This is a genomic window from Edaphosphingomonas haloaromaticamans, from assembly GCF_001853345.1.
GTDB lineage: Bacteria > Pseudomonadota > Alphaproteobacteria > Sphingomonadales > Sphingomonadaceae > Sphingomonas_E > Sphingomonas_E fennica.
Genome location: NZ_MIPT01000001.1, coordinates 4,317,612 through 4,342,558 on the forward strand (window position 1 = coordinate 4,317,612; position 24,947 = coordinate 4,342,558).

Here is a 24,947-nt window from a genome sequence, read left to right on the forward strand (position 1 = left end):
ACGGGATGGCCACCGAAATCCCGCCGTTCGTGTGGAGCGAAGTCGAGGCAGGTCGCCCGGAGCGAACGGGCAATGCGGCCCCGCCTAGACGGTAAAGCTCTCGCCGCAGCCGCAGGCGCCCTTGGCGTTCGGGTTCTGGAAGACGAAGCCGGCGGTGAAATCATTCTCCACCCAGTCCATCGTCGATCCGATGAGGTAGAGGATCGAGCCGCCGTCGACGTAGAAATCGCCGCCCGGCGTCACGATCTTCTCGTCGAAGGGATCGGCTTCGGTGACGTAATCGACCGAATAAGCGAGGCCCGAGCAGCCGCGGCGCGGCGTGGAGAGCTTGACGCCCACGGCGCCTTCGGGGGCGCGGGCCATCAGATCGGCGATGCGCTGCTCGGCCGACGGCGTCAGGATGATCGCGGCGGGGCGGACGCGGGTGGCGGTAGTCGTGCTCATCACAGCATCCCCAGTTCGAGCTTGGCTTCGTCCGACATTTTCTGCGGGTCCCATGGCGGGTCCCAGACGAGGTTGACCTCCGCCACGCCGACGCCGGGCACGGAGCCGACGCGCAGCTCCACCTCGCCCGGCATGGATTCGGCCACGGGGCAATGGGGCGTGGTGAGCGTCATGGTGACGACGACATGGCCGGCATCGACATCCACGCCGTAGATGAGGCCGAGATCGTAGATGTTCACCGGAATCTCGGGATCGTAGATTTCCTTGAGCGCGGCGATGACGCCCTCGTAAATCTCCCCGCCGGGCTCGCCCGCGCCCTGGGGCACGGGCTTCTGGGCGAGGAAGCCGTCCAGATAATCGCGCGGGCGATCGGCCGCGGCATCGGCGGCGGGCGGCGCATCGTCCAGCGCATCCTCGACGCGCGCGCGCGGCGCCGGCGCCACGGCGCTCACTTCCTCGGTGCGGATCTTCGTTTCCTCGTTCATCCGAATATTCTCGTCACCCGTTCGATACCGTTGGCGAGCGCCGCCACATCCGCGAGCCCGTTATAGACGCCGAAGCTGGCGCGTGCCGTGGCGGGCACGCCCAGATGCTCCATCAGCGGCTGGGCGCAATGATGCCCGGCACGGATGGCGACATACGCCTCGTCCAATATGGTGCCGACATCGTGGGGATGCACCCCTTCCACTGCGAAACTGACGATGCCGGCCGAATCCTCCGGCCCGAACAGCCGCACGCTGTTGATGCCGGACAAGGCTTCCCGCGTGGCCTTCACCAGCGCGGCTTCGTGCGCGTGGATCGCGGCCAGGCCGATCGCATCGACATAATCGATCGCGGCATGGATGCCGACGACGCCCACGACATGCGGGGTTCCCGCCTCGAACCGGGCCGGCGGCGGCGCATAGGTGGTGCGTTCGAAGCTGACCTTGTCGATCATCGATCCGCCGCCCTGCCAGGGGGGCATGGATTCGAGGATGTCGGCCTTCGCCCACAGCACGCCGATGCCCGTGGGGCCGTAGAGCTTGTGACCGGAAAAGACGTAGAAATCGCAGTCGAGCGCCGCCACGTCCACCGCGAGGCGCGGCACCGCCTGGCAGCCGTCGACCAGCAGCCGCGCGCCGACATCGTGCGCCAGCGCCGCCGCGCGGCGGACATCCAGCACCGAACCGAGCACGTTCGAGACATGGGCCAGCGCCAACAGCTTGTGCGCGGGGGTGAGCATCGCCGCCACGGCATCGAGATCGATCCGGCCATCGGCGGTGAGCGGGGCGACATCGATCTCCACGCCCACGCGATCGCGCAGCTGTTGCCACGGCACGATGTTGGAATGATGCTCCAGCGTGGAAAGCAGGATGCGGTCACCCGCCTTCAGGTGGGTGCCGCCCCAGCTCTGCGCCACGAGGTTGATGCCTTCGGTGGCGCCGCGCACGAACACGATCTCGTCCGCCGAACCCGCGCCGATGAAGCGGGCGACCCGCTGGCGCGCGGCCTCGAACGCGACCGTCATGTCCGCCGAGCGCTGATAGACGCCGCGATGGACGGTGGCATAGGTTTCGCCATAGGCCCGGGCGATCGCATCGATCACCATCTTGGGCTTCTGCGCGGTGGCGGCGGTATCGAGATAGGCCCAGCCTTCCGGGATCGCCGGGAAATCGGCGAGCCAGTCGAGCGGGCGGGCATCGGCGAGCGCGGTCACAGCAGCGCCTCCAGCGCGGCGAGCGCCTTCGCTTCCAGATCGGCGCGCGCGGCATCATCCTCCAGCGCGACGAAGGCGCCGGCGACGAAGGCCTGCAGCAGCAGCGCCTTGGCCTCGGCAGGCGGGAGCCCGCGGCTTTCGAGGTAGAAGAGCGCCTGCCGGTCAAGCTCGCCGACGGTGGCGCCATGGGCGCACTTCACGTCGTCGGCGAAGATCTCCAGCTCCGGCTTGGCGTTGGCGGTGGCGGTGCGATCGAGCAGCATCGCCTTCACCGACTGGCTGGCATCCGTCTTCTGCGCATCGCGCGCGACGGCGACCTTGCCGAGGAAGCTGCCGGTGGCGGTTCCGGCCAGCACCGATCGCACCACCTGGTTGCTGGTGGCGTTGGGCTCGACATGGTTGACGGTGGTGACGATCTCCAGCGTCTGCCCCGCGCCGCCGACGATCGCGCCGCCCAACTCGAAATGGGCGCCGTCGTGCAGGGTCACGTCGATGGCGATGCGGCCCAGCCGGCCGGCGATGTTCAGGATGAAGAAAGCGCAGGTTCCGCCGGCGGCGATATCGACGGCATAATCCGCGATCACCACGCCATCCGCCCCGGCCTGCGGCGCGACGATGCGCACGGCGCTTTCACCGGCGGCGACATTGATCCGCTCGGCCGGCGGCACCGGCCAGACGGCGGCGACGGCCTCCAGGTCGCTGTAGCGCCAGGCCTCCTGCCTCGCGGTGGGGAGGGCCAGCGCGGTCACGCCGCGATCGCTCCATAGCCTTCGCGCTCCAGCTCCAGCGCGAGTTCCGGCCCGCCCGAACGGACGATGCGGCCATTGGCGAGGACGTGGACGAAATCCGGCCGGACATAATCGAGCAGGCGCTGATAATGGGTGATGAGCAGCACGGCCTTGTCGTCCTTCCGCATGATGCGGTTGATGCCGTCGCCGATCACGCGCAGCGCATCGATGTCGAGGCCGCTGTCGGTTTCGTCGAGGATGGCCATCTTCGGATCGATGATGCCCATCTGCACCATCTCGTTGCGCTTCTTCTCGCCGCCCGAAAAGCCGACGTTCACCGGGCGCTTCAGCATCTCCATGTCGAGGCCGAGCGCCTGCGCCTGCGCGCGCGCGACCTTCAGGAACTCGGCGCCCGAAAGCTCCGCCTCGCCCCGGCTCTTGCGCTGGGCGTTGAGCGCGGTGCGCAGGAACTGGAGGTTGGAGACGCCGGGAATCTCGACCGGATATTGGAAGCCCAGGAACAGGCCGGCGGCGGCGCGCTCGTGCGGATCAAGCGCCAGCAGATCCTGCCCGTCGAGCGTGGCGGTGCCCTCCGTCACCTCATAGCCGGGGCGGCCGGCGAGGACGTAGGAAAGCGTCGACTTGCCCGCGCCGTTCGGCCCCATGATCGCATGGACCTCGCCCGCATTGATGCTGAGCGAGAGGCCCTTGAGGATCGGCTTGCCGTCGACTTCGGCGTGGAGGTTATTGATCTGCAACATCTTTAAATCGTCATTCCCGCGAAGGCGGGAATCCATATTCCCGGCCGTTGGAGTTTATGGATCCCCGCCTTCGCGGGGATGACGAAGAGCGTATCAGCCAACGCTGCCCTCCAGGCTGATGCCGAGCAGCTTCTGCGCCTCGACCGCGAATTCCATGGGGAGCTGCTGGAGCACTTCCTTGGCGAAGCCGTTGACGATCAGCGCCACGGCCGATTCCTGATCCAGCCCGCGCGACATGGCGTAGAAGAGCTGATCGTCCGAAATCTTGCTGGTCGTCGCCTCATGCTCGATCTGGGCCGAGGGGTTGCGGACCTCGATATAGGGCACGGTGTGGGCGCCGCAGTCCGATCCCAGCAGCAGGCTGTCGCACTGGGTGAAGTTGCGCACGCCCTCCGCCGTGGGGCCGACGCGGACGAGGCCGCGATAGGTGTTGTTCGAGCGGCCGGCCGAGATGCCCTTGGACACGATGGTCGAGCGCGACCCCTTGCCGAGATGGATCATCTTGGTGCCGGTATCGGCCTGCTGCATGTTGTTGGTGACGGCGACCGAATAGAATTCGCCGACGCTGTTCTCGCCCGCCAGCACGCAGCTTGGATATTTCCAGGTGATCGCCGATCCGGTTTCCACCTGCGTCCAGCTCACCTTGCTGTTGCGGCCCTGGCAGAGCGCGCGCTTGGTGACGAAGTTGTAGATGCCGCCCTTGCCGTCGGCATCGCCGGGATACCAGTTCTGGACGGTGGAATATTTGATCTCGGCATCGTCCAGCGCCACCAGCTCGACCACGGCGGCGTGGAGCTGGTTCTCGTCGCGCATCGGCGCGGTGCAGCCTTCGAGATAGGAGACGTAGCCGCCCTTGTCGGCGACGATCAGGGTGCGTTCGAACTGGCCGGTATTTTCCGCATTGATGCGGAAATAGGTGGAAAGCTCCATCGGGCAGCGCACGCCTTCGGGGATGTAGACGAAGGTGCCGTCCGAAAAGACCGCGCAGTTCAAGGTCGCGAAATAATTGTCGTGCATCGGCACGACCTTGCCCAGCCACTTCCGCACCATATCGGGATATTCGCGGATCGCTTCCGAGATGGAGAGGAAGATGACGCCGGCCTTCTTCAGCTCATCGCGGAAGGTGGTGGCGACGGAGACCGAGTCGAACACCGCGTCCACGGCCACCTTGCGGCTGCCCTCGACGCCGGCGAGCACCTTCTGCTCCTCGATCGGGATGCCGAGCTTCTCATAGACCTTGAGGATCTCGGGATCGACCTCGTCCAGCGAGTTCAGCTTCGGCTTCGCCTTGGGCGCGGCGTAATAATAAGCGTCCTGATAGTCGATCGGCGGCACGTTGAGCTTCGCCCAGTCGGGCGGCGTCATCGTCTGCCACAGGCGGAAGGCCTTGAGGCGCCATTCCAGCATCCATTCCGGCTCGTTCTTCTTGGCCGAGATGAAGCGGACGGTATCCTCGTTGAGGCCCTTGGGCGCGAAATCCTGTTCGACATCGCTGGTGAAGCCCCATTCGTAGGTCGAGGCTTTCTGCGCGGCCTCATAGGCCTCGCGGTTGCGGACTTCACTCATGCGGGCACTCCTGCAAGCGTGGCGAGGCTGACCCCGCCGAGCGCGCCCTTTACCGCGCCGTTCACCGCCGTCCAGTGCGGACGGACACGGCAGCCGGCTTCGAGCGCGCAATCATGGCGGCCCTGCTCCACGCAGGCCGTCATCGCGATCGGGCCTTCGACCGCCTCGATGATCTCCGCCAGGCTGATCGCCGCCGGATCGCGCGCGAGGCGGAAGCCGCCGCCGGTGCCGCGCGCCGAGGTGAGAAGGCCGGCGCCCGCCAACCTGCCCATCAGCTTCTGCGCGGTGGGCAGCGGCACGCCCGTCTCCTCCGCCAGCATCGCCGCGGACAGGCGGGCATCATCCGCCCCCGCGCCGGCATGGCGCGCGGCGGCGGTGAGCATCACGACCGCATAATCGGCAAGGCTGGAAAGGCGCATGATCTCCAATCGGACTGATTCGTTCCGATTGGCACTTGGGGCCGATGGCCGCCTACGTCAAGGGTGCGGTGGGAAGCCGCCCTGGTTCCGGCGAGGCCGGAGCGGGATCAGCTCACCAGCGCGAGCCGGGGCAGGCTGGCGAGGTGGCGCCGGGCAAGCGTGAGGCGGGTGACGGCCGAAGGCTCGCGCTGGAACTGGCAGGGGGTGTGGCCGGTGAAGCGCTTGAATTCCCGGATGAAATGCGACTGATCGTAGAAAGCGTCGCCCGCCGCGTCCGCCCAGCCCATCCCCGTGGCGGCGAAGCGGCTGGCGGCGCGCAGCGCGCGATATTTGCGGGCGAGCAGCTTGGGCGGCGCGCCATAGAGCCGGCGGGCGAGGCGCTCCACCTGGCGGCCGGACACGCCGGCCTCCCGCACCAGCGCATCGACCGAGGGCGACGGCGCATCGGTGAGCCAGCGATCGGCGAGGAGCGCGAACCAGTCCGGCATCCAGTCCGAGCCGTCCACCAGCCCGCGCAGCAGCCGATCGACCGCCGCGATCATCCGGCTGGGGCGGGGATCGTGGCGCAGCGCATCCAGCGTCTCCGCCGTCGCGGCCCCGAACATGGCGGCGCCATCGACCACCGAATCGGCGAAGAGGCTGGCATCCTCCCGCACCAAGGCCCCCCAGCCCATGGGCAGGATGGCGATGCCGAACACCAGCGCCGGCCCCTCGACATCGAAGGCGGTGGCCGCCGTCGTCGGCCCGAGCAGCGAGATTTCGGGAGCGCCCGCAAAGCGATCCTCGCCGAAACCGTAGCAGCCGGCGCCCTGGACCATGAAGCGAAGCTGGGCCATATCGGCCCGGACCAGATCGGCCAGCCGTGGCTGATCCGTCTGGAATATATAATAGGCCGCGATGAATCGCCGCAATTCCGGCGCCGGCGCGAAATAGCGCAGGCTCACCGTGCTGGCACGTCCGGCTCCGATATTCCCCACGTCCGTCCAACTCCCCAGTTGTCCGTCCAGAACGCATGGGAGCATCTTCGTTCCCCCTTGTCACGGACAAAAAGACGAAGGCCGCGGGCCAAAAAAAGCCCGGCCGGAAAAATCCAGCCGGGCCAAAGGAAAAGGCCTCGCCATCCTTGGACGGTGAGCCCTTCGGGTCGCAGGAAAGTGACTAGCGCACTCTGCTGCGCCGCGATTGGATGGAATCGACTCAGGAATTACCCGGATGGGAAAAGGGCCGGCCGGCATGCGGGACGCGCGCGGCACGCGCCCCGCCGGCCGGCGATCAGGCCGCCTTCTGCGCCTTCACCCAGGCATCCACCTGTTCCTCGAGCACGTCGAGCGGCACCGGCCCGCTCTTCAGCACGACATCGTGGAAGCCGCGCACGTCGAAGCGGTCGCCCAGCGCCTTCTGCGCCTTGTCGCGCAGCTCGCTGATCTTGAGGCGGCCGATCATGTAGGCGGTCGCCTGGCCGGGATAGACGGCATAGCGCTCGATCGCCTTGACGATGCCGCCCGGCGCATCGGCGCTGTTGTCCTCGACATATTTGATCGCCTGCTCGCGGGTCCAGCGCTTGTGGTGCATGCCGGTATCGACCACCAGCCGGATCGCGCGATGCAGCTCCAGCTGGAGGCGCCCGAAATCGCGATAGGGATCGGTATAGAGCCCCATGTCCTTGGCGAGCTTCTCCGAATAGAGGCCCCAGCCTTCGGTATAGGCGGTGACGCCGCCGAACTGGCGGAAGGGCGGCACGTCCTTCAGCTCCGTCTGGATCGTCCGCTGGAGGTGATGGCCGGGCAGGCCCTCATGGTAGAAGAGCGCCTCCACCTCGAACAGCGGCATATCCGCCATGTCGTAGAGGTTGGCATAATAGGTGCCGGGGCGCGAACCATCGGGCGCGGGGCTCTGGTAGAAAGCCTTGCCGGCCGATTTCTCGCGGAACGGCTCCACCCGCTTCACAACCAGCGGCGCCTGCGGCAGCACGCCGAACCATTGCGGCAGTTTCGCCGTCACCCACTGCTTCGCCTTTTCGGTTTCGGCGAGATAGAGGGCGCGGCCCTCGTCCGTATTGGGCGCGTAGAAGCGCTTGTCCTCGCGCATGAACTTGAAGAAGGCCTGGAGGTCGCCCTTGAAGCCGGTCTTGTCCATGATCGCCTGCACCTCGCCATGGATGCGGGCGACATTGTCGACGCCGATCTGGTGGATCTGATCGGGCGTCAGGCTGGTGGTGGTGTAATTGGCCAGCCGCTCCGCATAATAAGCGGCGCCGTTCGGGAACCGCCACACGCCGTCATCGGTGCCGGCCTTCGCCTCCTGCGCGGCCATCTCCGCGATCAGCCGCTGATAGGCGGGCTGGACGGACGTGGTGAGCGCGCTTGCGCCGGCGGCGATCAGCGCATCCTTCTCCGCCTGCGGGATATCCAGCTTGCCGACCTTGGCCTTGAGATCGGCGAAGAGCGGCGCATCCTCGCCCGGTCCGAAGGGCGCGCCGGCCACGACGTTGCGCGCATCGGAGATGACATAGGGGTAGACCCATTTGGGCGGCATCAGCCCCTTGGCCGCGCGTTCCTTCGACGCCGCAACGATCTCGTCGATCGCCGGGCCCAGCGCCTGGAGGCGGCTGACATAGGCTTCGGCATCCGCCTTGCTGGTGACGCGGTGGATGTTGATGAGGAAGGCGGGAAGCTGGCTCTGCGCGCCGTTCATCTGATCGAAGGCATATTCATAGTCGCGATAGGGGAAGGCCCGGTCGCGCCGCTCGATCATCTTTTCGAACAGGTGGAAGGACAGGCGATCCTCCTCGTTCAGCTTCGCGGGGTCGAAGCGCTTGCGCATTTCCGCCAGCGCCGCCTGCTCCGCATCGTGCTGGCGCACCTCGGCCGCGTCGGAGAAATCGTTCCACTTGCCGTAATCGCCGTCGCGGATGCCGCGATAGGCCTTGGTCATCGGCGAGCGGGCAAGCTCCGCCTTGTCGAAATCCACGAAGAACTGCTTCAGCGCGGCATCCTGCGCGGTGGGAACGGCGGCAGGCGCCGCAGCGGGCGCGGCCAGCGCCACGGCAGGCGCCGCCAGCAGCATGGCGGAGGTGAGAAGAAGGGTGCGGAACATGCGGACTCCCTGTTTATCCTGTTCGATTGCCGGCTAGATCATCTGGTCCCCTGCCAGTGTGTTAGCGTGACCAGACGCCGCGTCAAACCGCCATTCGCGCAAAAGACATGACAGCGGCGGGCGCGACGGGTTAGGCGGGCGGCCATGTCGCTCTATCCGCTGATCCGCCCCTTCATCTTCCGCATCGACGCCGAAAGCGCGCATCGCGCGACGGTGACGGCGCTGCGGCTGAAACCGGCGGGCGGCAGGCCGGCGCCCGATCCCCGGCTGGCGGTGAACCTGGCCGGCATCGCCTTCCCCAATCCGGTGGGGCTGGCCGCCGGCTTCGACAAGGACGCACAGGTGCCGGACGCGATGCTCTCGCTGGGCTTCGGCTTCGTCGAGGTGGGCACCCTCACCCCCTTCCCCCAGCCCGGCAACCCGCGCCCGCGCCTGTTCCGGCTGGGCGAAGACCGCGCCGTCATCAACCGCATGGGCTTCAACAATGGCGGCCAGGCGGCGGCGCTGGAACGGCTGCTGAAGCGGCGCCACCGCCCCGGCATCGTCGGCGTCAATATCGGCGCCAACAAGGATGCCGCCGATCGCATCGCCGATTATGCGCGCGGCGTGACGGTAATGAAGGACGTGGCCGATTATCTGACGGTCAACATCTCCTCCCCCAACACGCCGGGCCTCAGGGCTCTGCAATCGCGCGCGGCGCTGGACGAATTGCTGGCCGGCGTGATGGAGGCGCGGGGGCAGGCGCGGCCGCCGGTGTTCCTGAAGGTCGCACCCGATCTGGAGCCCGCCGATATCGACGATATCGCCGCCGTCGCGGCCGACCGGAAGATCGACGCGCTGATCGTCGCCAATACCACGATCGGCCGGCCGCCGCTGAAATCGGCGCTGCGCGGGGAGACGGGCGGGCTTTCCGGCGCGCCGCTGCGCGATCTCGCCCTCCAGCGGCTGCGCGATTTCCGCAAGGCGACGGGCGGCGCGATCCCGCTGATCGCGGCGGGCGGGATCGCCAGCGCAAGCGACGCCTATGCCCGCATCCGCGCGGGCGCCAGCCTGGTGCAGCTCTACAGCGCGCTGGTCTATGAAGGCCCCGGCCTGGCGCGACGGATCGTCCGCGACCTGCCCGAACTGATGGCGCGCGACGGCTTCAGCCGGATCGAGCAGGCGATCGGCCAGGATTGATCGATACAGGCGATCACAGAAGCGATATCAATCGCCTTGATCTTATTGCGAACGATTCGCATATAGACCGGACCAGCAAAGGTCCGCCACCATGTCGCACGAATATCTGAAGACGCTCACCTATCTCGCCATCCACCTGACGGTGGGGTTCAGCGTGGCCTATGCCCTTACCGGATCGGCGCATATCGCCGGCGGGATCGCGCTGATCGAGCCGTGCGTGAACGCGGTCGCCTTCTTCCTCCACGAACGGGCCTGGGCCGGGCGGCTGCGGCTCCCCCGCCTCGGCCGGGCCGCCGCCGCCCGCTGAAATTCCCTGATCCGGCGCGGATCGCTCCCGCATATGCGGCCCGCGCGGCGGCCGCACGCTCCCTCCCACTTCGGCCTTTTCGAATATCGTTCGGTTAGTCCCCATTTCGGGAGAAATGCGTCCGCGATCCCGAATATGTTGCGCCCTGTGCGCCAAATCGGGCCACGGATCGCAAATCCGTGGGCCGCTTAACCCTATCATCCCCCATTTTTGCGGATATCACCGCCGGAATGCCGATGGATGTCCAGCATGCGGAACATGATCCCCTCGGTTCCCGCGCCTTGCGGGATGCCTGCCCTTGCTTGCCTCCGGCCGCAACGGCTGGCGGGAATCACCGCGATCATCGTGATATCTCCGGCATTTCCTCCTCATACCCGAAAAGCTGCCGCTTCAGGCCGATTCAGGAGAAATTCTTCGATTCCCGGCATCAGCCCGAAGAAAATTCTACTTTGAGGGGCAAAAAAACAAACACCTTCGCGTGAGCCGATGTTACGGTTCACGGACAAGAAAAAAACAGAACAAAACCGATAATCAGAACCAAGGGATAATGAGGACAAGGTTCCTGCGGGTCGCGCTGGAACAAAAAATTTAAAAGGGGGTCTCCGATGACATTTGGATTCGGCGAAGTTTTCGCCGCGCGCTCTGCTGCCCGATCGCAGCGCAAGGTTGCACTGCTTGTCGGCACTGCGATGCTTGTCATGCCACATCTCGCCCACGCCCAGGAAACCGAGAATTCCGGCGAAATCGTCGTCACCGCGCTGAAGCGCGACACCCGCCTGCAGGATACGCCGCTCGCCATTTCCGCCGTCGGCGGCGAATCGCTCCAGCGCGGCGGCACCACCAGCTTCACCGATCTCACCCGCAACACGCCCAGCCTGCGCATCGTCGACAGCGGCCCCGGCAACCGCCGCGTCATCCTGCGCGGCGTGACCGCCGCCGGCGAGCCGACCGTGGGCGTCTATTTCGATGAGTCGCCCGTCTCGGGATCGGTCAGCACCACCAGCGACGCGGCCAGTTCCACGCCCGACCTGCGCCTGTTCGACGTGCAGCGCGCCGAAGTGCTGCGCGGCCCGCAGGGCACGCTCTACGGCTCGGGATCGATGGGCGGCACGGTGCGCATCATCTACGAGAAGCCGAAGACCGACCGGATCGAGGCGGCCGTCGCCGGCACCATGTCCGCCGTGGACGGCGGCAGCATGGGCGCCTCCACCGACGCGATGATCAACCTGCCGATCGTCGAGGACAAGCTCGCGATCCGCGTCGTCGGCAACTACAACCAGTTCGCCGGCTATGTGGACAACGAGTTTTACGGCACCACCAACATCAACGACGGCTATTCCTATGGCGGCCGCGCGCTGGTGCGCTTCACCCCGACCGACGAACTGACCGTCGACCTCGCCGCTTATTATGAGAAGGTTTCGACCGACAGCCCGCGCTGGATCGCCGAGACCGGCAAGCGCTACGTGACGGACGGCCGTTCGGAATCGGGCAATTACGACAAGAACCGCATCTACAGCGGCACGATCAACTATGATTTCGGCCCCGTAGCCCTGACCGCCGTCACCACCTATTTCGATCGCGACCGCACCCAGGTCGGCGACGTCAGCGATACCTTCAACGGCCGCGACAATGCCGCAGGCTGCGCGCGCTATCACCTGGGCAACGTGAACCTCACCTGCTCGCCGACCGAGCTTGCGACCTATCTCGAGCAGACCGATCGCATCCTCTATTCGAGCCTCTACCAGCCGCAGCGGATCAAGAACTGGACCAACGAGCTGCGCGTGAGCTCGACCGACGGCGGTCCGTTCAACTGGACGGTCGGCCTCTTCTCCGAAGACCGCAAGACCACCGTGCGCAGCACCCTGCTGACGGCCGATCCCAATACCGGCCAGCTGCAGGACTTCGTGGACGAGAACATCTTCTACGATCGCACGATCAAGGATCGCCTGAAGCAGAAGGCTGCCTTCGCGGAGCTTTCCTACAAGTTCTTCGACAAGCTGACGCTGACGGCCGGTGCGCGCTATTACGACTATGACAAGACGGTCGGCGGCCGCATCGACAAGGGCCAGGAGCATTATTCCTCGAGGGTCACGCCATATACCGAGGAAAGCTCCAGCGAGGACGGCTTCGTCTACAAGTTCAACGTCTCCTATGAGTTCACCAGCGACCTGATGGTCTATGCCCAGGCGGCGCAGGGCTTCCGCCCCGGCGGCGTCAACCAGGTGATCGGCCTGCCGGCGGCGCTTGCGGCCTACAAGTCCGACAGCCTGTGGAACTATGAGCTTGGCGTAAAGTCCAAGATCATGCCCGGCGTCTACTTCAACGTCACCGGCTACCAGATCGACTGGGACGACCTGCAGGTCTCGGGCCGCACCGCCGGCACCGGATCGGTGTTCGGCCTGATCGCCAACGCCGGCGCGGCCCGCATCCGCGGCGCCGAGGTGGAGCTGAACGCCACCCCGATCGACGGCCTCTCGCTGATCGCCAATGTCGGCTACACCGACGCCAAGCTTTCGGAAGACCAGGTGAGCGAGGTCGTGATCGCCACCGGCCGCAAGGGCGATCGCCTGGCCTATGTGCCGAAGTGGAACCTCGCTGGGACAGCGGAATATACCACCGGCCTGACCGACGGGCTGGACGGTGTCGTCCGCGTCGACGCAAGCTACACCAGCAACTCCTACAGCACGCTCTCCCCGCTCGACGTCTATCGCCGCAAGGTCGACGCGTTCGAGCTGGTCAACCTCCGCTTCGGCGTCCAGGCGCCGGACGGCGAGTGGAGCGCGCATCTGTTCATCAACAACCTGTTCGATGCGGCGGCGGTCAACAGCCGCGGATCGAGCTCCAACACCGGTGGCAAGACCACCGTCTACAGCGCTCCGCCGCGCACGTTCGGCCTGAGCCTGCTCAAGCGCTTCCGCTGAGCCTGCTTCCGCGCCGGTCCGATCCCAACCCGGACCGGCGCGGATTGCGCCCCCTCGCGTGGGCGCCGCACTGCCTAACCGGGAACAGGGGTTCTGAAATGAAAAAGCATAAATTCGGGTTCGTGCGTAGCGCGCTGCTGATCGGCGCCGCCGGCTTCGGCCTTTCGGGCGGGCCGATGGCCAGCGCCCACCAGGCGCCGCCCGCCGGCGGCAAGGTGGATGCGGTGAAGCCGCGCGCGGGCGCCAACCCCGCCCCCGCCCGCCAGCCCGGCGAAGGTGCCGGCCCCTTCCGCAAGATGGTGATCCGCGGCGTCACCCTGATCGACGGTTCGGGCGCCCCGCCGCGCGGCCCCGTAGACATCGTCATCGAAAACAACGTCATCGCCGATATCCTGCCGGCCGGCACGCCCGGCCTGGCGATGAAGCAGGGCCGCGAGCCCCGCGACTTCGACTATGAGCTCGACGCCACCGGCATGTATGTGACGCCGGGCTTCGTCGACATGCACGTCCATGGCGCCAGCGACGACAAGGCGCCGGACATGAGCTATTCCTACAAGCTCTGGCTGGCCCATGGCGTGACGACCGTGCGCGGCGTGGACCTCGCCCCCCTCGAAATCTCGCTGAGCGAGCGGGCGCGTTCCGCCCGCAACGAGATCGTCGCCCCGCGCATCTTCGCCTATCAGCGCCCCGGCCAGGGCAAGGGCTGGACCGGCGGCCGCACCAACACGCCCGAAAAGGCGCGCGCCTGGGTGCAGTGGGCGGCCAAGCAGGGCATCGACGGCATCAAGCTGATCGATAATGAGGATCAGCCGCCGGAAGTGATCGAGGCGATCATCGACGAGGCCAAGAAGCAGAAGCTCGGCACCGTCGCCCATCTTTCCCAGATCGGCGTGGGCCGGATGAACGCGCTGCAGGCGGGCGAGGCGGGCCTCGGCACCGTCACCCATTTCTACGGCCACTTCGAATCCATGCTGAAGAACGGCCAGGTCCAGAACTGGCGGCACGATTATAATTATGCCGACGAGCAGGACCGTTTCGGCGATGTCGCCAACCTCTACGAGGAAAGCGTGGCCGAGGGATCGCCGGAATGGTGGGCCTATCTGGAAAAGCAGAAGGAAAACCACGTCACCTTCGATCCGACGATGACGATCTACGCCGCCGGGCGCGATCTGATGCACGCCCGCAACGCCGACTGGCATGACAAATATACCATGCCGCAGCTCTGGGGCTTCTATCAGTCGTCGCGCGAGAACCACGGTTCCTATTTCTACGACTGGACCGTGGGCACCGAGATCAAGTGGCGCAATTTCTACCACAAGTTCATGCGCCTGCTGAACGATTACAAGAATATCGGCGGCCGCGTGACGACGGGTTCGGATTCGGGCTTCATCTTCGAGCCCTATGGCTTCGGCTATGTCCAGGAGCTGGAGATGCTGCAGGAAGCCGGCTTCAACCCGAGCCAGGTGCTGATGTCCGCCACGCTGAACGGCGCGCTGACCCTCTATGAGCCCAAGGGCCAGCCCGTGCCGCCGATCGGCACGGTGCGCGTCGGCAAGCTCGCCGATCTCGTCATCGTCAAGGAAAACCCGCTCCAGAACTTCAAGACGCTCTACGGCACCGGCGCGCTGCGGCTGAACGAGCAGACCCAGAAGCTCGAGCGGGTCGGCGGCGTCAGCTACACCGTGAAGGACGGCATCGTCTACGACGCGAAGAAGCTGCTTTCCGACGTGGCCGAGATGGTGAAGGCCGAGAAGCGGCGCATGGGGATGCCCGAGGAAGGCCTGCCGCATCCCTGATCCTGTTACTGGGCGGTCGAAGTTGGCCGCCCTTTTTTGTTCCGCCCGGCGCCCCTTGATCGGGGTGCCGGGCAAGCCGATGAAAGACAAGGATTCCCTGCCGGTCGCACAACGCCAGACGGGAAGAGCAAAGGGGCTGAAACAATGAAGAAGATGATCCTCCGCCTGACCGCGCTGGCGCTGGCCACGACCTGCCTCGCCACCGTGTCCCCCGCCCATGACCCGGACGAATGGTATGCCGGCGGCGCCACCGGCGCGGTCGCCGGCGCGCGGCCGCAATTCGTGCCCGCGCCCGCGCGCACGTCCGCCGAGAGCAAGGGGCCGTTCCGCAAGTTCGTGATCCGTGGCGCCACGCTGATCGACGGCACCGGCGCGCCGCCGCGCGGGCCGGTGGACATCACCGTCGAAGGCAACAAGATCACCGCCGTCACCCAGGCCGGCTGGCCGGGCCTGCCGCTGAAGGCCGAGCGCGAGCCGCGCGACGCCGATTATGAGATCGACGCCACCGGCATGTATGTGATGCCCGGCTTCGTCGACATGCACGTCCACACCCCGGCCAGCGACAAGGCACCGGACGTCAGCTACGCCTACAAGCTGTGGCTGGCCCATGGCGTGACGACCGTGCGCGGCGTGCCGCTGGCCGATCCGGCGGTCGCCAGCTCCGAGAAGAACCGCTCGGCCGCCAACGAGATCGCCGCCCCGCGCATCTTCAACTATCAGACGCTGGGCGCGGGCTGGAGCGGCGGCGCGATCGATTCCGCCGAAAAAGCCCGTCTCTGGGTGCGCTGGGCCGCCAAGAATAATATCGACGGCATCAAGTTCTTCAACCGGCCCGAGGAAACGCCCGAGATCATCGCCGCCGCGATCGACGAGGCCCACAAGAACAAGATGGGCACCGTCGCCCACCTCGCGCAGACCGGCGTCGCCAATTTCAACGCTCGCAACGCCGGCGACGCGCATCTCGATACGGTGACGCATTATTACGGCCATTTCGAATCGCTGCTGAAGGATGCGACCATCCAGCAGTTCCCGGTCGATTATGATTATAATAACGAGCAGCATCGCTTCGGCGAGGTCGCCGAGATCTGGGACGAGGTGTTTCCGGCCGGTTCGCCGCAATGGGGCGAATATCTGCAGCACCAGAAAGAAAACAACGTCATCTTCAACCCGACGTTCAACATCTACGCTGCCTCGCGCGATCTGATGCGGGCGCGCAACGCCGACTGGCAGAACAAGTTCACCACTCCGCAGCTTTGGAACTATTTCCAGTCCACCCGCGACAATCACGGTTCCTATTTCTACGATTGGACGACGGAGAACGAGTTCGCCTGGGGCCGCTTCTACGGCAATTTCTTCAAGCTGATGAACGCCTACAAGAATATGGGCGGCCGGGTGACGGTGGGCACCGATTCCGGCTTCATCTTCAAGGTCTACGGCTTCGCCTATATCGAGGAGCTGGAGCTGTTCCGCGAGGCCGGCTTCACCCCGCTGGAGATCATGCGTTCGGCCACCATGTGGGGCGCGGACGAGGCCTGGCGGCCCAAGGGCGTGCCCGCGCCCACCGGCGTCATCCGCCCCGGCATGCTCGCCGACATGGTGATCGTGAAGGAAAACCCGCTCGCCAACCTGAAGACGCTCTATGGCACCGGCCACCTGCGGCTGAACCCGGAGACGAACAAGCAGGAGCTGGTCGGCGGCGTCAGCTACACGATCAAGGACGGCATCGTCTTCGACGCGAAGAAGCTGCTGGCCGAAGTGGCCGACATGGTGGCTTCGGAGAAGACCCGGCTGGGCCAGCCCGGCGCGCCGGCCCCCAATCCGGGCCAGTAACACCCGCATCTCCCGCCGCCGCCCCCCACGGCGGCGGGGGAACCGCCGGGCGGTTCGGGGCATAGCCATCGCCCCGACGACCTGGAGCCCAGACAAAAACGCCGGCCCGAGGCCGGCGTTTTCCAGCAATCCGGAACCAGGCCGCGATCAGATCGGCAGCGCGGTGACGTTCTTCACCTCGTCCAGCACCGCATAGGTGCGGGTTTCGCGGACGCCAGGCATCTGCACCAGCGTATCGGCGAGGAAGGCGCGGTAGGCCGCCATGTCCCGCACGCGGACCTTGATAAGATAATCGAAGCCGCCCGCCACCATGTGACATTCCAATATCTCGGGCAGATTGCTGACGGCCGCCGCGAAATCCTGAAAAACGTCTCCGGTCGTGCGATCGAGCAATACTTCGATGAACATCAACAGCGCGCGATCGAGCTTCACCGGATCGAGCAGCGCGGCGAAGCCGGTGATATAGCCCTGCTCGCGCAATTTGCGCAGCCGATCGAAGCAGGCCGAAGCAGATAATCCGCATCGGGCGGCGAGTTCCTGGTTGGTTATTCGCCCTTCACCCTGAATCGCCCGCAGGATTCGACGGTCCGTCTCATCAATCATTGCCGAATCTCCGGTTCCGAAATTGATCCAGACAAACTGCAACGATTTTCATGTATTTCGCAAGTCTATATTGAGTATATCCCGAAAATCAAAAGTGGTTACCGCCCGTCAGGAGCGCGTGCCGTAGAGCGCGTCCAACGCCGCGCCATAGGCCTTGCGGATGATGTGACGGCGGATCTTGAGCGAGGGCGTGAGCATCTCATTCTCGATCGAGAAGGGTTCGTCGGCGATCAGGATGCGGCGGACCTTCTCGATCACCGAAAGGCTGCCGTTCACGCGATCGACCGCCGCCATCAGCGCCTTCTGGAAGGCGGGATCGCCGCGCAGCACGGCGGGGTCATAGGCAATCCCCTGCGCCTCCGCCCATTCGCGCGCCCATTCGGGATCGGGGACGATCAGGCCGACCAGATGTGGCCGCCGGTCGCCCGTCACCATCGCCTGCAGGATCTCCGGCTCGAGCGTCAGCATCCCCTCGATCTTCTGGGGCGCGACATTGTCGCCCTTGTCGTTGACGATGATGTCCTTCTTGCGATCGGTGATGACGATGCGGCCCTTCTCGTCGATATGGCCGACATCGCCGGTGTGCAGCCAGCCGTCCTTGAGGACGCGCGCCGTCTCCTCCTCATTCCGCCAATAGCCGTGCATCACCAGCTCGCCGCGCACGAGAATCTCGCCATCGTCGGCGATGCGGACCTCCACGCCGGGCAGCGGCGGGCCGACCGTGTCCATCTTGATCCCGGCCGAGGGACGGTTGCAGGAGATGACCGGCGCCGCCTCCGTCTGGCCATAGCCCTGCAGGAAGGTGAGGCCCAATGAGTGGAAGAACAGCCCCACTTCCGGGTTGAGCGGCGCGCCGCCCGACACCATCGCCTTCATCCGCCCGCCGAAGCGCTTGCCCACCTTGGGCTTCAGGGTGCGCCGCAGGATGAGCTTCATCGGCAGGTCGCCCAGCGTGGAGCGGCCGGCATAATTCTTCTCGCCGATCTGGAGCGCGCGGCGCATCAGATATTGCGCGGTGCGGCCCTGCTTCTCGATCGATTTCAACACGCGGGCGCGCAGCACCTCGAACAGGCGAGGGACGACCACCATGATGGTGGGGCGCACCTCCTCGATATTGGAGGCGAGCTTTTCCAGCCCCTCGGCATAATAGATCTGCGCGCCGAGCCCGATCGGGAAATGCTGGCCGCCGGTATGCTCATAGGCGTGGCTCAGGGGCAGGAAGGATAGGAACACCTCGTCATCCCAGCCGAAATCCTCGGCGATGATCGTGGTGCAGCCGGCGACATTGTGGAGGATCGCGCCATGATGCTGGCGCACGCCGCGCGGCGCGCCGCCGGTGCCGGAGGTGTAGATGATGCAGGCGAGGTCGTCGCGCCCGAAATCGGCGGCCGCCTCCGCCGCGGCGATATCGCCGGGCTGGGATGCGATCAGCTCCGCCCAGTCGTGGAAGCGCACGTCGCCCGACTGGCCGATGCGCAGCGGCTCGATACCGATGACGTGGCGGCAGCCGGTGGAACGCAGCACCGCCGGCATCAGCGCGCGGGCCAGCTTGGGCGTCGACACGATCACCGCGCGCGCGCCGCTATTCTCCAGGATATGGGCGTGATCCCGCTCGGTATTGGTGGTGTAGGTGGGCACCGTCACCAGGCCGGCCGCCATGATCGCGAGATCGGCGATGCACCATTCGGGGCGGTTTTCGGAAACCAGCATCACCCGGTCGCCGCGCCTCAGCCCCATGCCGCGCAGGCCTTCGGCCAGCGCCGCCACCTCGCGCGCGGCCTCCGCCCAGCTTGTCGGCTGCCAACCATCGCCCCGCTTGGCCCAGAGGAAGGGCGCGCCGCCCTTCTCCCGTGCGCGCGTGAAGAACATGGTGACGAGATTGGGGAAATGTTCCAGCGTGCGCATGCCCTGTTCCTGCAGCCTCTCCGGGGCCTTCTCTGCTGCCCCCGCTGCCGGGATAGCCCGATGCACCCGCTACGGAAAGGCCGCTCGCACAGCGGGCCGGCCGGCGCTATTCCGCCAGCACCACGCCTTCGCTGCGCGGATCGGCGGCACCGCGCCAGCCATCGCCGATACGTTCGATCGCGTTGAGCTTCGACGGCAGATCCGCCGCGACGACGGGCTGGCCGAAACGGGCGAGCGCGGGGCGCATGGCATCGAGCGCGCTGCCCTGTTCCACCTGAAGCGCGCCGCCGCCGAAGAAGATGTTGGGCAGCGCGATCGCATCGGCCGCGGGCAGCTTCCAGTCGAGCACGCCGACCAGCGCCTTCATCACATGCATGATGATCCGCTTGCCGCCGGCGGACCCGATCGCCAGCACCACCTTGCCGTCCGGCCCGTAGACGATGGTGGGCGACATGGAGGAGAGCGGCCGCTTGCCGGGCTCCACCCGGTTGGCGACGGGGGCGCCATCCTTTTCCGGCGCGAAGGTGAAATCGGTCAGCTCGTTGTTGAGCACCATGCCCGAGGCGACGAGCTGGCTGCCGAACGGCCCTTCGACCGTGGAGGTCATCGTTACGACATCGCCGTCGCCATCGACCGCGACGAAATGGGTGGTGCCCGAAACCTCGCCGGAGACGGCGGCGGTGCGCGGCTCCGCCCCCGGCGGCACGCCCGGTTCATAGGTGCCACGGGCATGATCGGGCGCGATCAGCGCGGAACGGCGGGCGAGATAGTCGCGGTCGATCAGCCCCTGCAGCGGCACCGACACGAAATCGGTATCGCCCAGCCAGGTATCGCGATCGGCATAGGCAAGCTGCATCGCCTCGCCGATCAGGTGCCATGCCTCCGGGCTGTCCTTGCCGAGCGCGGCCATGTCGAAGCGTTCGAGCATGCCGAGCATCTGGAGGATGGTGGTGGTGCCTGACGAGGGCGGCCCCATGCCGCAGACGCGATAGCCCCGATAGGCGCCGCACAGCGCCGGGCGTTCCTTCGCGCGATAGGCGGCGAGATCGGCGAGCGTGAGCGGCACGGGATTGACCGGCGCCTTGCTGACCGCATCGACGATCGCCTGGCCGTTCCTGCCGCCGTAGAAGGCATCCGGCCCGCCGGCGGCGACATCGCGCAGCAGCTTCGCCAGCGCGGGATTGCGGATCAGGGTGCCGACCGGGGGCGCCTTGCCGTCGTCGCGGGCATAAATGGCGGCGATGCCGGGAAAATCCTTCCACAGCGGCGCGACATAGCCGGCGAACTGGCTCATCCGCGGCGTGACCTTGTAGCCGCCTTCGGCCAGCCGGATCGCGGGTTCGAACAGTTTCGCCCAGGGCAGCCGGCCCCATTGGCGATGCGCCTCCGCCATCAGCCGGATATTGCCGGGCACGCCGACGGACTTGCCGCCGGGAAAGGCGGAAGCGAACGGCATCGGCCGGCCATCCTGCATGAAGCGATCGGGCGTGGCGGCGGCGGGCGCGGCCTCGCGCCCGTCGACCGTGGCGATGGCCCCGGTGCGGCCGTCATGATGGACGAGCAGGCCGCCGCCGCCGATGCCGGAGGATTGCGGCTCCACCACGCTCAGGGCCAGCATGATCGCCATCGCCGCATCGGTGGCGCTGCCGCCGGCGCGCAGCATCTCCCGCCCGGCCTCCGCCGCGCGCGGATCGGCGGCGGTGACGATGCCGCCCGCCGCATAAGCGGGGAGGGCGGCGGTAAAAAGGGCGAAGAGCAGGAAAAGGCGCGCGATCATGCCACCAGCCTTAGAGCAGTCCCGCCCGGAAATGAAAGGGAGGCGCGCTCGGGGCTGTCGAGAATCCGGCATCACCGGATTTGCCGGGAGCGAATCTCCAACGGGCGCTCAGGCGTCCAGTTCGACATCCCAATAGAGCCAGTCCCGCCAGCTCTGGTGCAGATAGTTGGGCGGGAAGCTGCGGCCGTTTTCCTGGAGCTGCCAGGTGGTGGGGCGGATCGGTTCCTCCATCAGCGCCATATGCGCCTGGCGCGGCGTGCGGCCGCCCTTGCGGAGGTTGCAGGGCGCGCAGGCGGTGGCCACATTCTCCCATGTCGTCCGCCCGCCCTGGGCGCGGGGGATGACGTGATCGAAGGTGAGGTCGGTGGCGGCGCCGCAATATTGGCAGGTGAAGCGATCGCGCAGGAACAGGTTAAACCGGGTGAAGGCGGGATATTGCGATTGCCGGACATATTGGCGAAGGGCGATCACCGAGGGCAATTGCATCGCGAAATTGGGGCTGTGCACCTCGCGCTGATAGTAAGCGACGATATCGACGCGTTCGAGGAACACCGCCTTGATCGCCGTCTGCCAGGACCACAGGCTGAGCGGATAATAGCTGAGCGGCGTATAATCGGCATTGAGCACGAGCGCCGGGCAACTATCCGGATGGCGCAGGAGATCGGGATGGTACATGGAACGGACGGCCTCCCCGTGTGGCTGGAAGAGCCACCGGACGGCTTCGGTCCCGTCGCACTCGGGACGCGGAGGCCGAACCGGCTCGCGTCTCCCGACGTCGCGCTCCTAACCTCAAGAGCGTGACACCGTCATGACAACATCGTTCCCGACTCGTGGTCAAGAGCCGTTTTGCCGATGAGTCACGTAATTTCGCGTTTCGCGCCGAGCCCGACCGGCGCGCTGCATCTGGGCCATGCCTTCTCGGCGATCCGCGCGCATGATCTGGCGCGGGCGGCCGGCGGGCGCTTCCTGCTGCGCATCGAGGATATCGATCCCGGCCGCACGCGCGAGGAGCATGTGGCCGGAATATTGGAGGATCTGGCCTGGCTGGGGCTGCGCTGGGACGGCGATGTCGTCCGCCAGTCCGCCCGGCTCGGCCTCTATGCCGACGCGCTCGACCGGCTGAAGGCGATGGGCCTCGCCTATCCCTGCTTCTGCACCCGCGCGGAGATCGCCGCCAGCGCCGCGGCGCCGCACGGGCCGGCGGGCGCCGTCTATCCGGGCACCTGCCGCCATCTCGATCCCCAGGTCCGTGCCGCCCGCATGGTCGCCGAGCCGCACGCCTGGCGGATCGACATGGCGGCCGCCATCGCCCGCGCCGGCCCGCTCGACTGGACGGACGAGACCGCCGGCACGGTGCCGGCGGCGCCGGGGGAGCAGGGCGACGTGGTGCTCGCTCGCAAGGACGCGCCGGTATCCTATCACCTCGCCGTCACCGTCGACGATGCCGCGCAGGGCGTGACGGACGTGGTGCGCGGCGAGGATCTGTTCGCCGCCACCCATGTCCACCGCCTGCTGCAGGCGCTGCTGGGCCTGCCGACGCCGTTCTACCACCATCATCCGCTGCTGACCGGGCCGGACGGCAAGAGGCTGGCCAAGCGCGACGGCGCGCCCGCGCTTGCCCTGATGCGCCAGCGGGGCATGGACGGCCACGCATTGGCCGCATCGCTGCGCGCCGGGGCAATCCCCGCTGGCATTCCCCCGGCAAGCGCCTAAAATGGCGCCATGTCCACTTTCCTGATCATCCTCATGATACTGGCCATGCTGGCGACGCTGGCGGCGCTGGTGCGCGGCATCGTCATCTTCCTGAAGACCACCGAGGCGGATCTGACGGGGAGCGGCCCCAATCTTTCCGGCCAGCGGCAGAACAGGATGATGCGGGCGCGCATCGGCTTCCAGGCGCTGGCGATCATCCTCATCATATTGTTCCTGCTGGTCGCCCGCGGCGGCTGAGCCCGGCGGACGAGGCGGCATGGTAAGGCTCAACAGGATCTACACGCGCACGGGCGACGCCGGCACGACCGGGCTGGTCGATGGTTCGCGCGTGTCCAAGGCCGATCCGCGCATGGCGGCGATCGGCGACGTGGACGAGGCCAACTCGGCGATCGGCGTCGCGCTCCAGCACGTCGCCGACGAAAGCCATGCCGCCCTGCTCGGCCGCATCCAGAACGAGTTGTTCGATCTGGGCGCGGACCTCGCGACGCCCGGCAAAGGCGATTTCGCGCCCACCGAGATGGAATTGCGCATCGCCCAATCGCAGGTGGACCGGCTGGAGCGCGAGATCGACATGCTGAACGAGGGGCTGGCGCCGCTTCGCAGCTTCATCCTGCCGGCCGGCCCCGGCGCGGTCGCGCACCTCCACCTCGCCCGCGCCGTGGTGCGCCGGGCGGAGCGATCGGCAGTGGCGGCGGCGCGCGAGGTTGCGCTCAATCCGCGCGCGCTTGCCTATATCAACCGGCTTTCGGATCATCTGTTCGTGCTCGCCCGGCTGATCGCCTCCCACAATGGCGGCGACGTGCTGTGGCAGCCGGGGGCCACGCGCTAGCCGCCACGGCAGCGCATCCGGCCCCTGAGCCGGGCCATGCCCCATGCAACCATGCCGGCCGTGATCCGTTGGTCGGCCATGGGCTTGAGGCCATGCTGAGCGACGCGGCACGACAAACCCAGCCGCAGGACGATATCGCGACCCGTTTCCGGGCGGTGCGCGGATTGAGCCTTGCGCTGGCGGCGCCGCTTTCGGACGCCGATGCGACCGCGCAATCCATGCCGGAGGCATCGCCCGCCAAATGGCATCTGGCGCATACGAGCTGGTTCTTCGAAACCTTCGTGCTGCGCGACGGCGGCACCGGATATCGCCCGCGCGATCCGCGCTGGGCGCATCTGTTCAACAGCTATTACGAGGCGGAGGGCGCGCGCCATCCACGTGAGCGGCGCGGCATGCTGACCCGGCCCAGGCTGGGCGAGGTTATCGCCTGGCGCGAGGCGGTGGACGAAGCGGTGATCGCCGCCCTGCCGGGGCTGGACGCCGCCATGCGCGACCGGGTGATGCTGGGCATCCAGCACGAACAGCAGCACCAGGAATTGCTGCTGACCGATATCCTCAACCTCTTCGCCGCCAATCCGCTGTGCCCGGCGATGTGGGAGGCGCGGCGCGATCCGCCCTCGCCGGCGCCCGATCCGATCAGGTGGATCGAAGGGCGCCACGGCATCGTCGAGATCGGCGCGGACGCGCGCAACGGCTTCGCCTTCGATTGCGAGGGGCCGCCCCATCCGGTGATGCTGACCCCGCATGCCCTGGCCGACCGGCCCGTCACCAACGGCGAATGGCAGGCGTTCATGGCCGATGGCGGCTATGACCGGCCCGAACATTGGCTGGCGGACGGCTGGGCCTGGGTGCGGTCGCAGGGGATTTCGGCCCCGCTCTACTGGCGCCGGGCGGAAGACGGCGTGGGCTGGGCGAGCTTCGCGCTGGACGGGCTCCACCCCGTGCGGCCGGCGGCGCCCGTCACACATATCAGCTATTATGAGGCGGACGCCTATGCCCGCTGGGCCGGCGCGCGCCTGCCGACCGAGGCGGAATGGGAAAGCGTCGCCGCGGCGATCGATCCCAATTCCGGCAACCAGCTGGACGAAGCCGGGCCGGTGCGGCCGCGCACCGCAGGCGCCGGCGGGCCGGGGCTGAGGCAGATGTTCGGGGACGGGTGGGAATGGACCGCCAGCGCCTATCTGCCCTATCCGGGCTTCCGCCCCGCCCCCGGCGCGGTCGGCGAATATAATGGCAAGTTCATGTCCGGCCAGTGCGTGCTGAAGGGCGCGAGCTGCGCCACGCCGCGCGGCCATGCGCGGGCATCCTACCGCAACTTCTTCTACCCCCATCAGCGCTGGCAGTTCACCGCATTGCGGCTGGCGAAGGATATCTGAC

Annotated in this window: 23 protein-coding genes; 9 read left to right on the forward strand and 14 right to left on the reverse strand. The window is 66.8% G+C overall.

Going from position 1 to position 24,947, the window contains the following annotated elements; all coding sequences use genetic code 11:
* Positions 1–84: 84 nt before the first annotated feature.
* From BHE75_RS20095 to BHE75_RS20135, 9 genes are all read right to left on the reverse strand, one after another.
* Positions 85–444, reverse strand: coding sequence for a HesB/IscA family protein (locus tag BHE75_RS20095; RefSeq protein ID WP_070935043.1), 360 nt, complete (start codon positions 442–444; stop codon positions 85–87).
* Entirely contained in the window at positions 444–929 is a 486-nt protein-coding gene (locus BHE75_RS20100) for an SUF system Fe-S cluster assembly protein (protein WP_070935045.1), read from the reverse strand. Before BHE75_RS20100 ends, BHE75_RS20095 begins: the two co-directional genes overlap by 1 nt.
* Positions 926–2,140: a cysteine desulfurase gene (locus BHE75_RS20105; protein WP_070935047.1), complete on the reverse strand. Its 1,215-nt coding sequence runs from the start codon at positions 2,138–2,140 to the stop codon at positions 926–928. The genes BHE75_RS20100 and BHE75_RS20105 overlap by 4 nt, the downstream gene beginning before the upstream one ends.
* The gene (locus BHE75_RS20110; protein WP_070935049.1) at positions 2,137–2,889 is read right to left on the reverse strand and encodes a SufD family Fe-S cluster assembly protein; all 753 of its coding nucleotides are present in this window, start codon (positions 2,887–2,889) and stop codon (positions 2,137–2,139) included. The genes BHE75_RS20105 and BHE75_RS20110 overlap by 4 nt, the downstream gene beginning before the upstream one ends.
* The gene (sufC, locus tag BHE75_RS20115) at positions 2,886–3,629 is read right to left on the reverse strand and encodes a Fe-S cluster assembly ATPase SufC (RefSeq protein ID WP_015458486.1); all 744 of its coding nucleotides are present in this window, start codon (positions 3,627–3,629) and stop codon (positions 2,886–2,888) included. The genes BHE75_RS20110 and sufC overlap by 4 nt, the downstream gene beginning before the upstream one ends.
* Before the next feature lie 93 nt (positions 3,630–3,722).
* The gene (sufB, locus tag BHE75_RS20120) at positions 3,723–5,195 is read right to left on the reverse strand and encodes a Fe-S cluster assembly protein SufB (protein WP_070935051.1); all 1,473 of its coding nucleotides are present in this window, start codon (positions 5,193–5,195) and stop codon (positions 3,723–3,725) included.
* Positions 5,192–5,614, reverse strand: a complete 423-nt coding sequence (locus tag BHE75_RS20125) for an SUF system Fe-S cluster assembly regulator (RefSeq protein ID WP_070936196.1) — start codon at positions 5,612–5,614, stop codon at positions 5,192–5,194. Before BHE75_RS20125 ends, sufB begins: the two co-directional genes overlap by 4 nt.
* Before the next feature lie 107 nt (positions 5,615–5,721).
* On the reverse strand, positions 5,722–6,591 hold the full coding sequence (locus BHE75_RS20130) for a helix-turn-helix domain-containing protein (protein WP_236626876.1): 870 nt from the start codon (positions 6,589–6,591) through the stop codon (positions 5,722–5,724).
* 295 nt (positions 6,592–6,886) lie between these two features.
* Entirely contained in the window at positions 6,887–8,710 is a 1,824-nt protein-coding gene (locus BHE75_RS20135) for a DUF885 domain-containing protein (RefSeq protein WP_070935053.1), read from the reverse strand.
* 144 nt (positions 8,711–8,854) lie between these two features.
* Here BHE75_RS20135 and BHE75_RS20140 point away from each other — a divergent pair, with 144 nt between their 5' ends.
* Together BHE75_RS20140 and BHE75_RS20145 are read left to right on the forward strand one after the other, a co-directional pair.
* Positions 8,855–9,889, forward strand: a complete 1,035-nt coding sequence (locus BHE75_RS20140; protein ID WP_070935055.1) for a quinone-dependent dihydroorotate dehydrogenase — start codon at positions 8,855–8,857, stop codon at positions 9,887–9,889.
* Between the two features lie 91 nt (positions 9,890–9,980).
* A complete protein-coding gene (locus tag BHE75_RS20145; RefSeq protein ID WP_070935058.1) occupies positions 9,981–10,196 on the forward strand; it encodes a DUF2061 domain-containing protein in 216 nt (71 codons plus the stop codon).
* Between the two features lie 197 nt (positions 10,197–10,393).
* On the opposite strand, the gene BHE75_RS24600 is transcribed toward BHE75_RS20145, so the two are convergent.
* Positions 10,394–10,540 carry a hypothetical protein gene (locus BHE75_RS24600; RefSeq protein ID WP_191225230.1) on the reverse strand — a complete coding sequence of 49 codons (147 nt, stop codon included), beginning with the start codon at positions 10,538–10,540 and terminating at the stop codon, positions 10,394–10,396.
* A gap of 261 nt (positions 10,541–10,801) precedes the next feature.
* Between BHE75_RS24600 and BHE75_RS20150 the strand changes: the two genes are divergently transcribed.
* The 3 genes from BHE75_RS20150 (at position 10,802) to BHE75_RS20160 (ending at position 16,743) form a co-directional block, all read left to right on the forward strand.
* Positions 10,802–13,117: a TonB-dependent receptor gene (locus tag BHE75_RS20150; protein ID WP_191225231.1), complete on the forward strand. Its 2,316-nt coding sequence runs from the start codon at positions 10,802–10,804 to the stop codon at positions 13,115–13,117.
* A 176-nt stretch (positions 13,118–13,293) separates the two neighbouring features.
* A complete protein-coding gene (locus BHE75_RS20155) occupies positions 13,294–14,913 on the forward strand; it encodes an amidohydrolase family protein (protein WP_051128818.1) in 1,620 nt (539 codons plus the stop codon).
* Between the two features lie 144 nt (positions 14,914–15,057).
* Entirely contained in the window at positions 15,058–16,743 is a 1,686-nt protein-coding gene (locus tag BHE75_RS20160) for an amidohydrolase family protein (RefSeq protein ID WP_015458496.1), read from the forward strand.
* A 147-nt stretch (positions 16,744–16,890) separates the two neighbouring features.
* On the opposite strand, the gene BHE75_RS20165 is transcribed toward BHE75_RS20160, so the two are convergent.
* The 4 genes from BHE75_RS20165 to BHE75_RS20180 all read right to left on the reverse strand — a co-directional run bounded on the left by BHE75_RS20165 (position 16,891) and on the right by BHE75_RS20180 (position 21,703).
* Positions 16,891–17,346: an Lrp/AsnC ligand binding domain-containing protein gene (locus BHE75_RS20165; RefSeq protein WP_015458497.1), complete on the reverse strand. Its 456-nt coding sequence runs from the start codon at positions 17,344–17,346 to the stop codon at positions 16,891–16,893.
* Between the two features lie 108 nt (positions 17,347–17,454).
* Entirely contained in the window at positions 17,455–19,251 is a 1,797-nt protein-coding gene (locus BHE75_RS20170; RefSeq protein WP_070935060.1) for an AMP-dependent synthetase/ligase, read from the reverse strand.
* 106 nt (positions 19,252–19,357) lie between these two features.
* Complete coding sequence (gene ggt, locus BHE75_RS20175) at positions 19,358–21,028, reverse strand: gamma-glutamyltransferase (protein WP_070935062.1); 1,671 nt, start codon at positions 21,026–21,028, stop codon at positions 19,358–19,360.
* Between the two features lie 108 nt (positions 21,029–21,136).
* Positions 21,137–21,703, reverse strand: coding sequence for an HNH endonuclease (locus tag BHE75_RS20180; RefSeq protein WP_015458500.1), 567 nt, complete (start codon positions 21,701–21,703; stop codon positions 21,137–21,139).
* A 177-nt stretch (positions 21,704–21,880) separates the two neighbouring features.
* Here BHE75_RS20180 and gluQRS point away from each other — a divergent pair, with 177 nt between their 5' ends.
* The 4 genes from gluQRS to egtB all read left to right on the forward strand — a co-directional run bounded on the left by gluQRS (position 21,881) and on the right by egtB (position 24,946).
* Positions 21,881–22,741: a tRNA glutamyl-Q(34) synthetase GluQRS gene (gluQRS, locus tag BHE75_RS20185; RefSeq protein ID WP_070935064.1), complete on the forward strand. Its 861-nt coding sequence runs from the start codon at positions 21,881–21,883 to the stop codon at positions 22,739–22,741.
* 9 nt (positions 22,742–22,750) lie between these two features.
* Positions 22,751–22,978 carry a twin transmembrane helix small protein gene (locus BHE75_RS20190; protein ID WP_015458502.1) on the forward strand — a complete coding sequence of 76 codons (228 nt, stop codon included), beginning with the start codon at positions 22,751–22,753 and terminating at the stop codon, positions 22,976–22,978.
* A gap of 19 nt (positions 22,979–22,997) precedes the next feature.
* Complete coding sequence (locus tag BHE75_RS20195; protein WP_070935066.1) at positions 22,998–23,570, forward strand: cob(I)yrinic acid a,c-diamide adenosyltransferase; 573 nt, start codon at positions 22,998–23,000, stop codon at positions 23,568–23,570.
* Between the two features lie 92 nt (positions 23,571–23,662).
* Complete coding sequence (gene egtB, locus BHE75_RS20200; RefSeq protein WP_070936200.1) at positions 23,663–24,946, forward strand: ergothioneine biosynthesis protein EgtB; 1,284 nt, start codon at positions 23,663–23,665, stop codon at positions 24,944–24,946.
* Position 24,947: the final 1 nt, after the last annotated feature.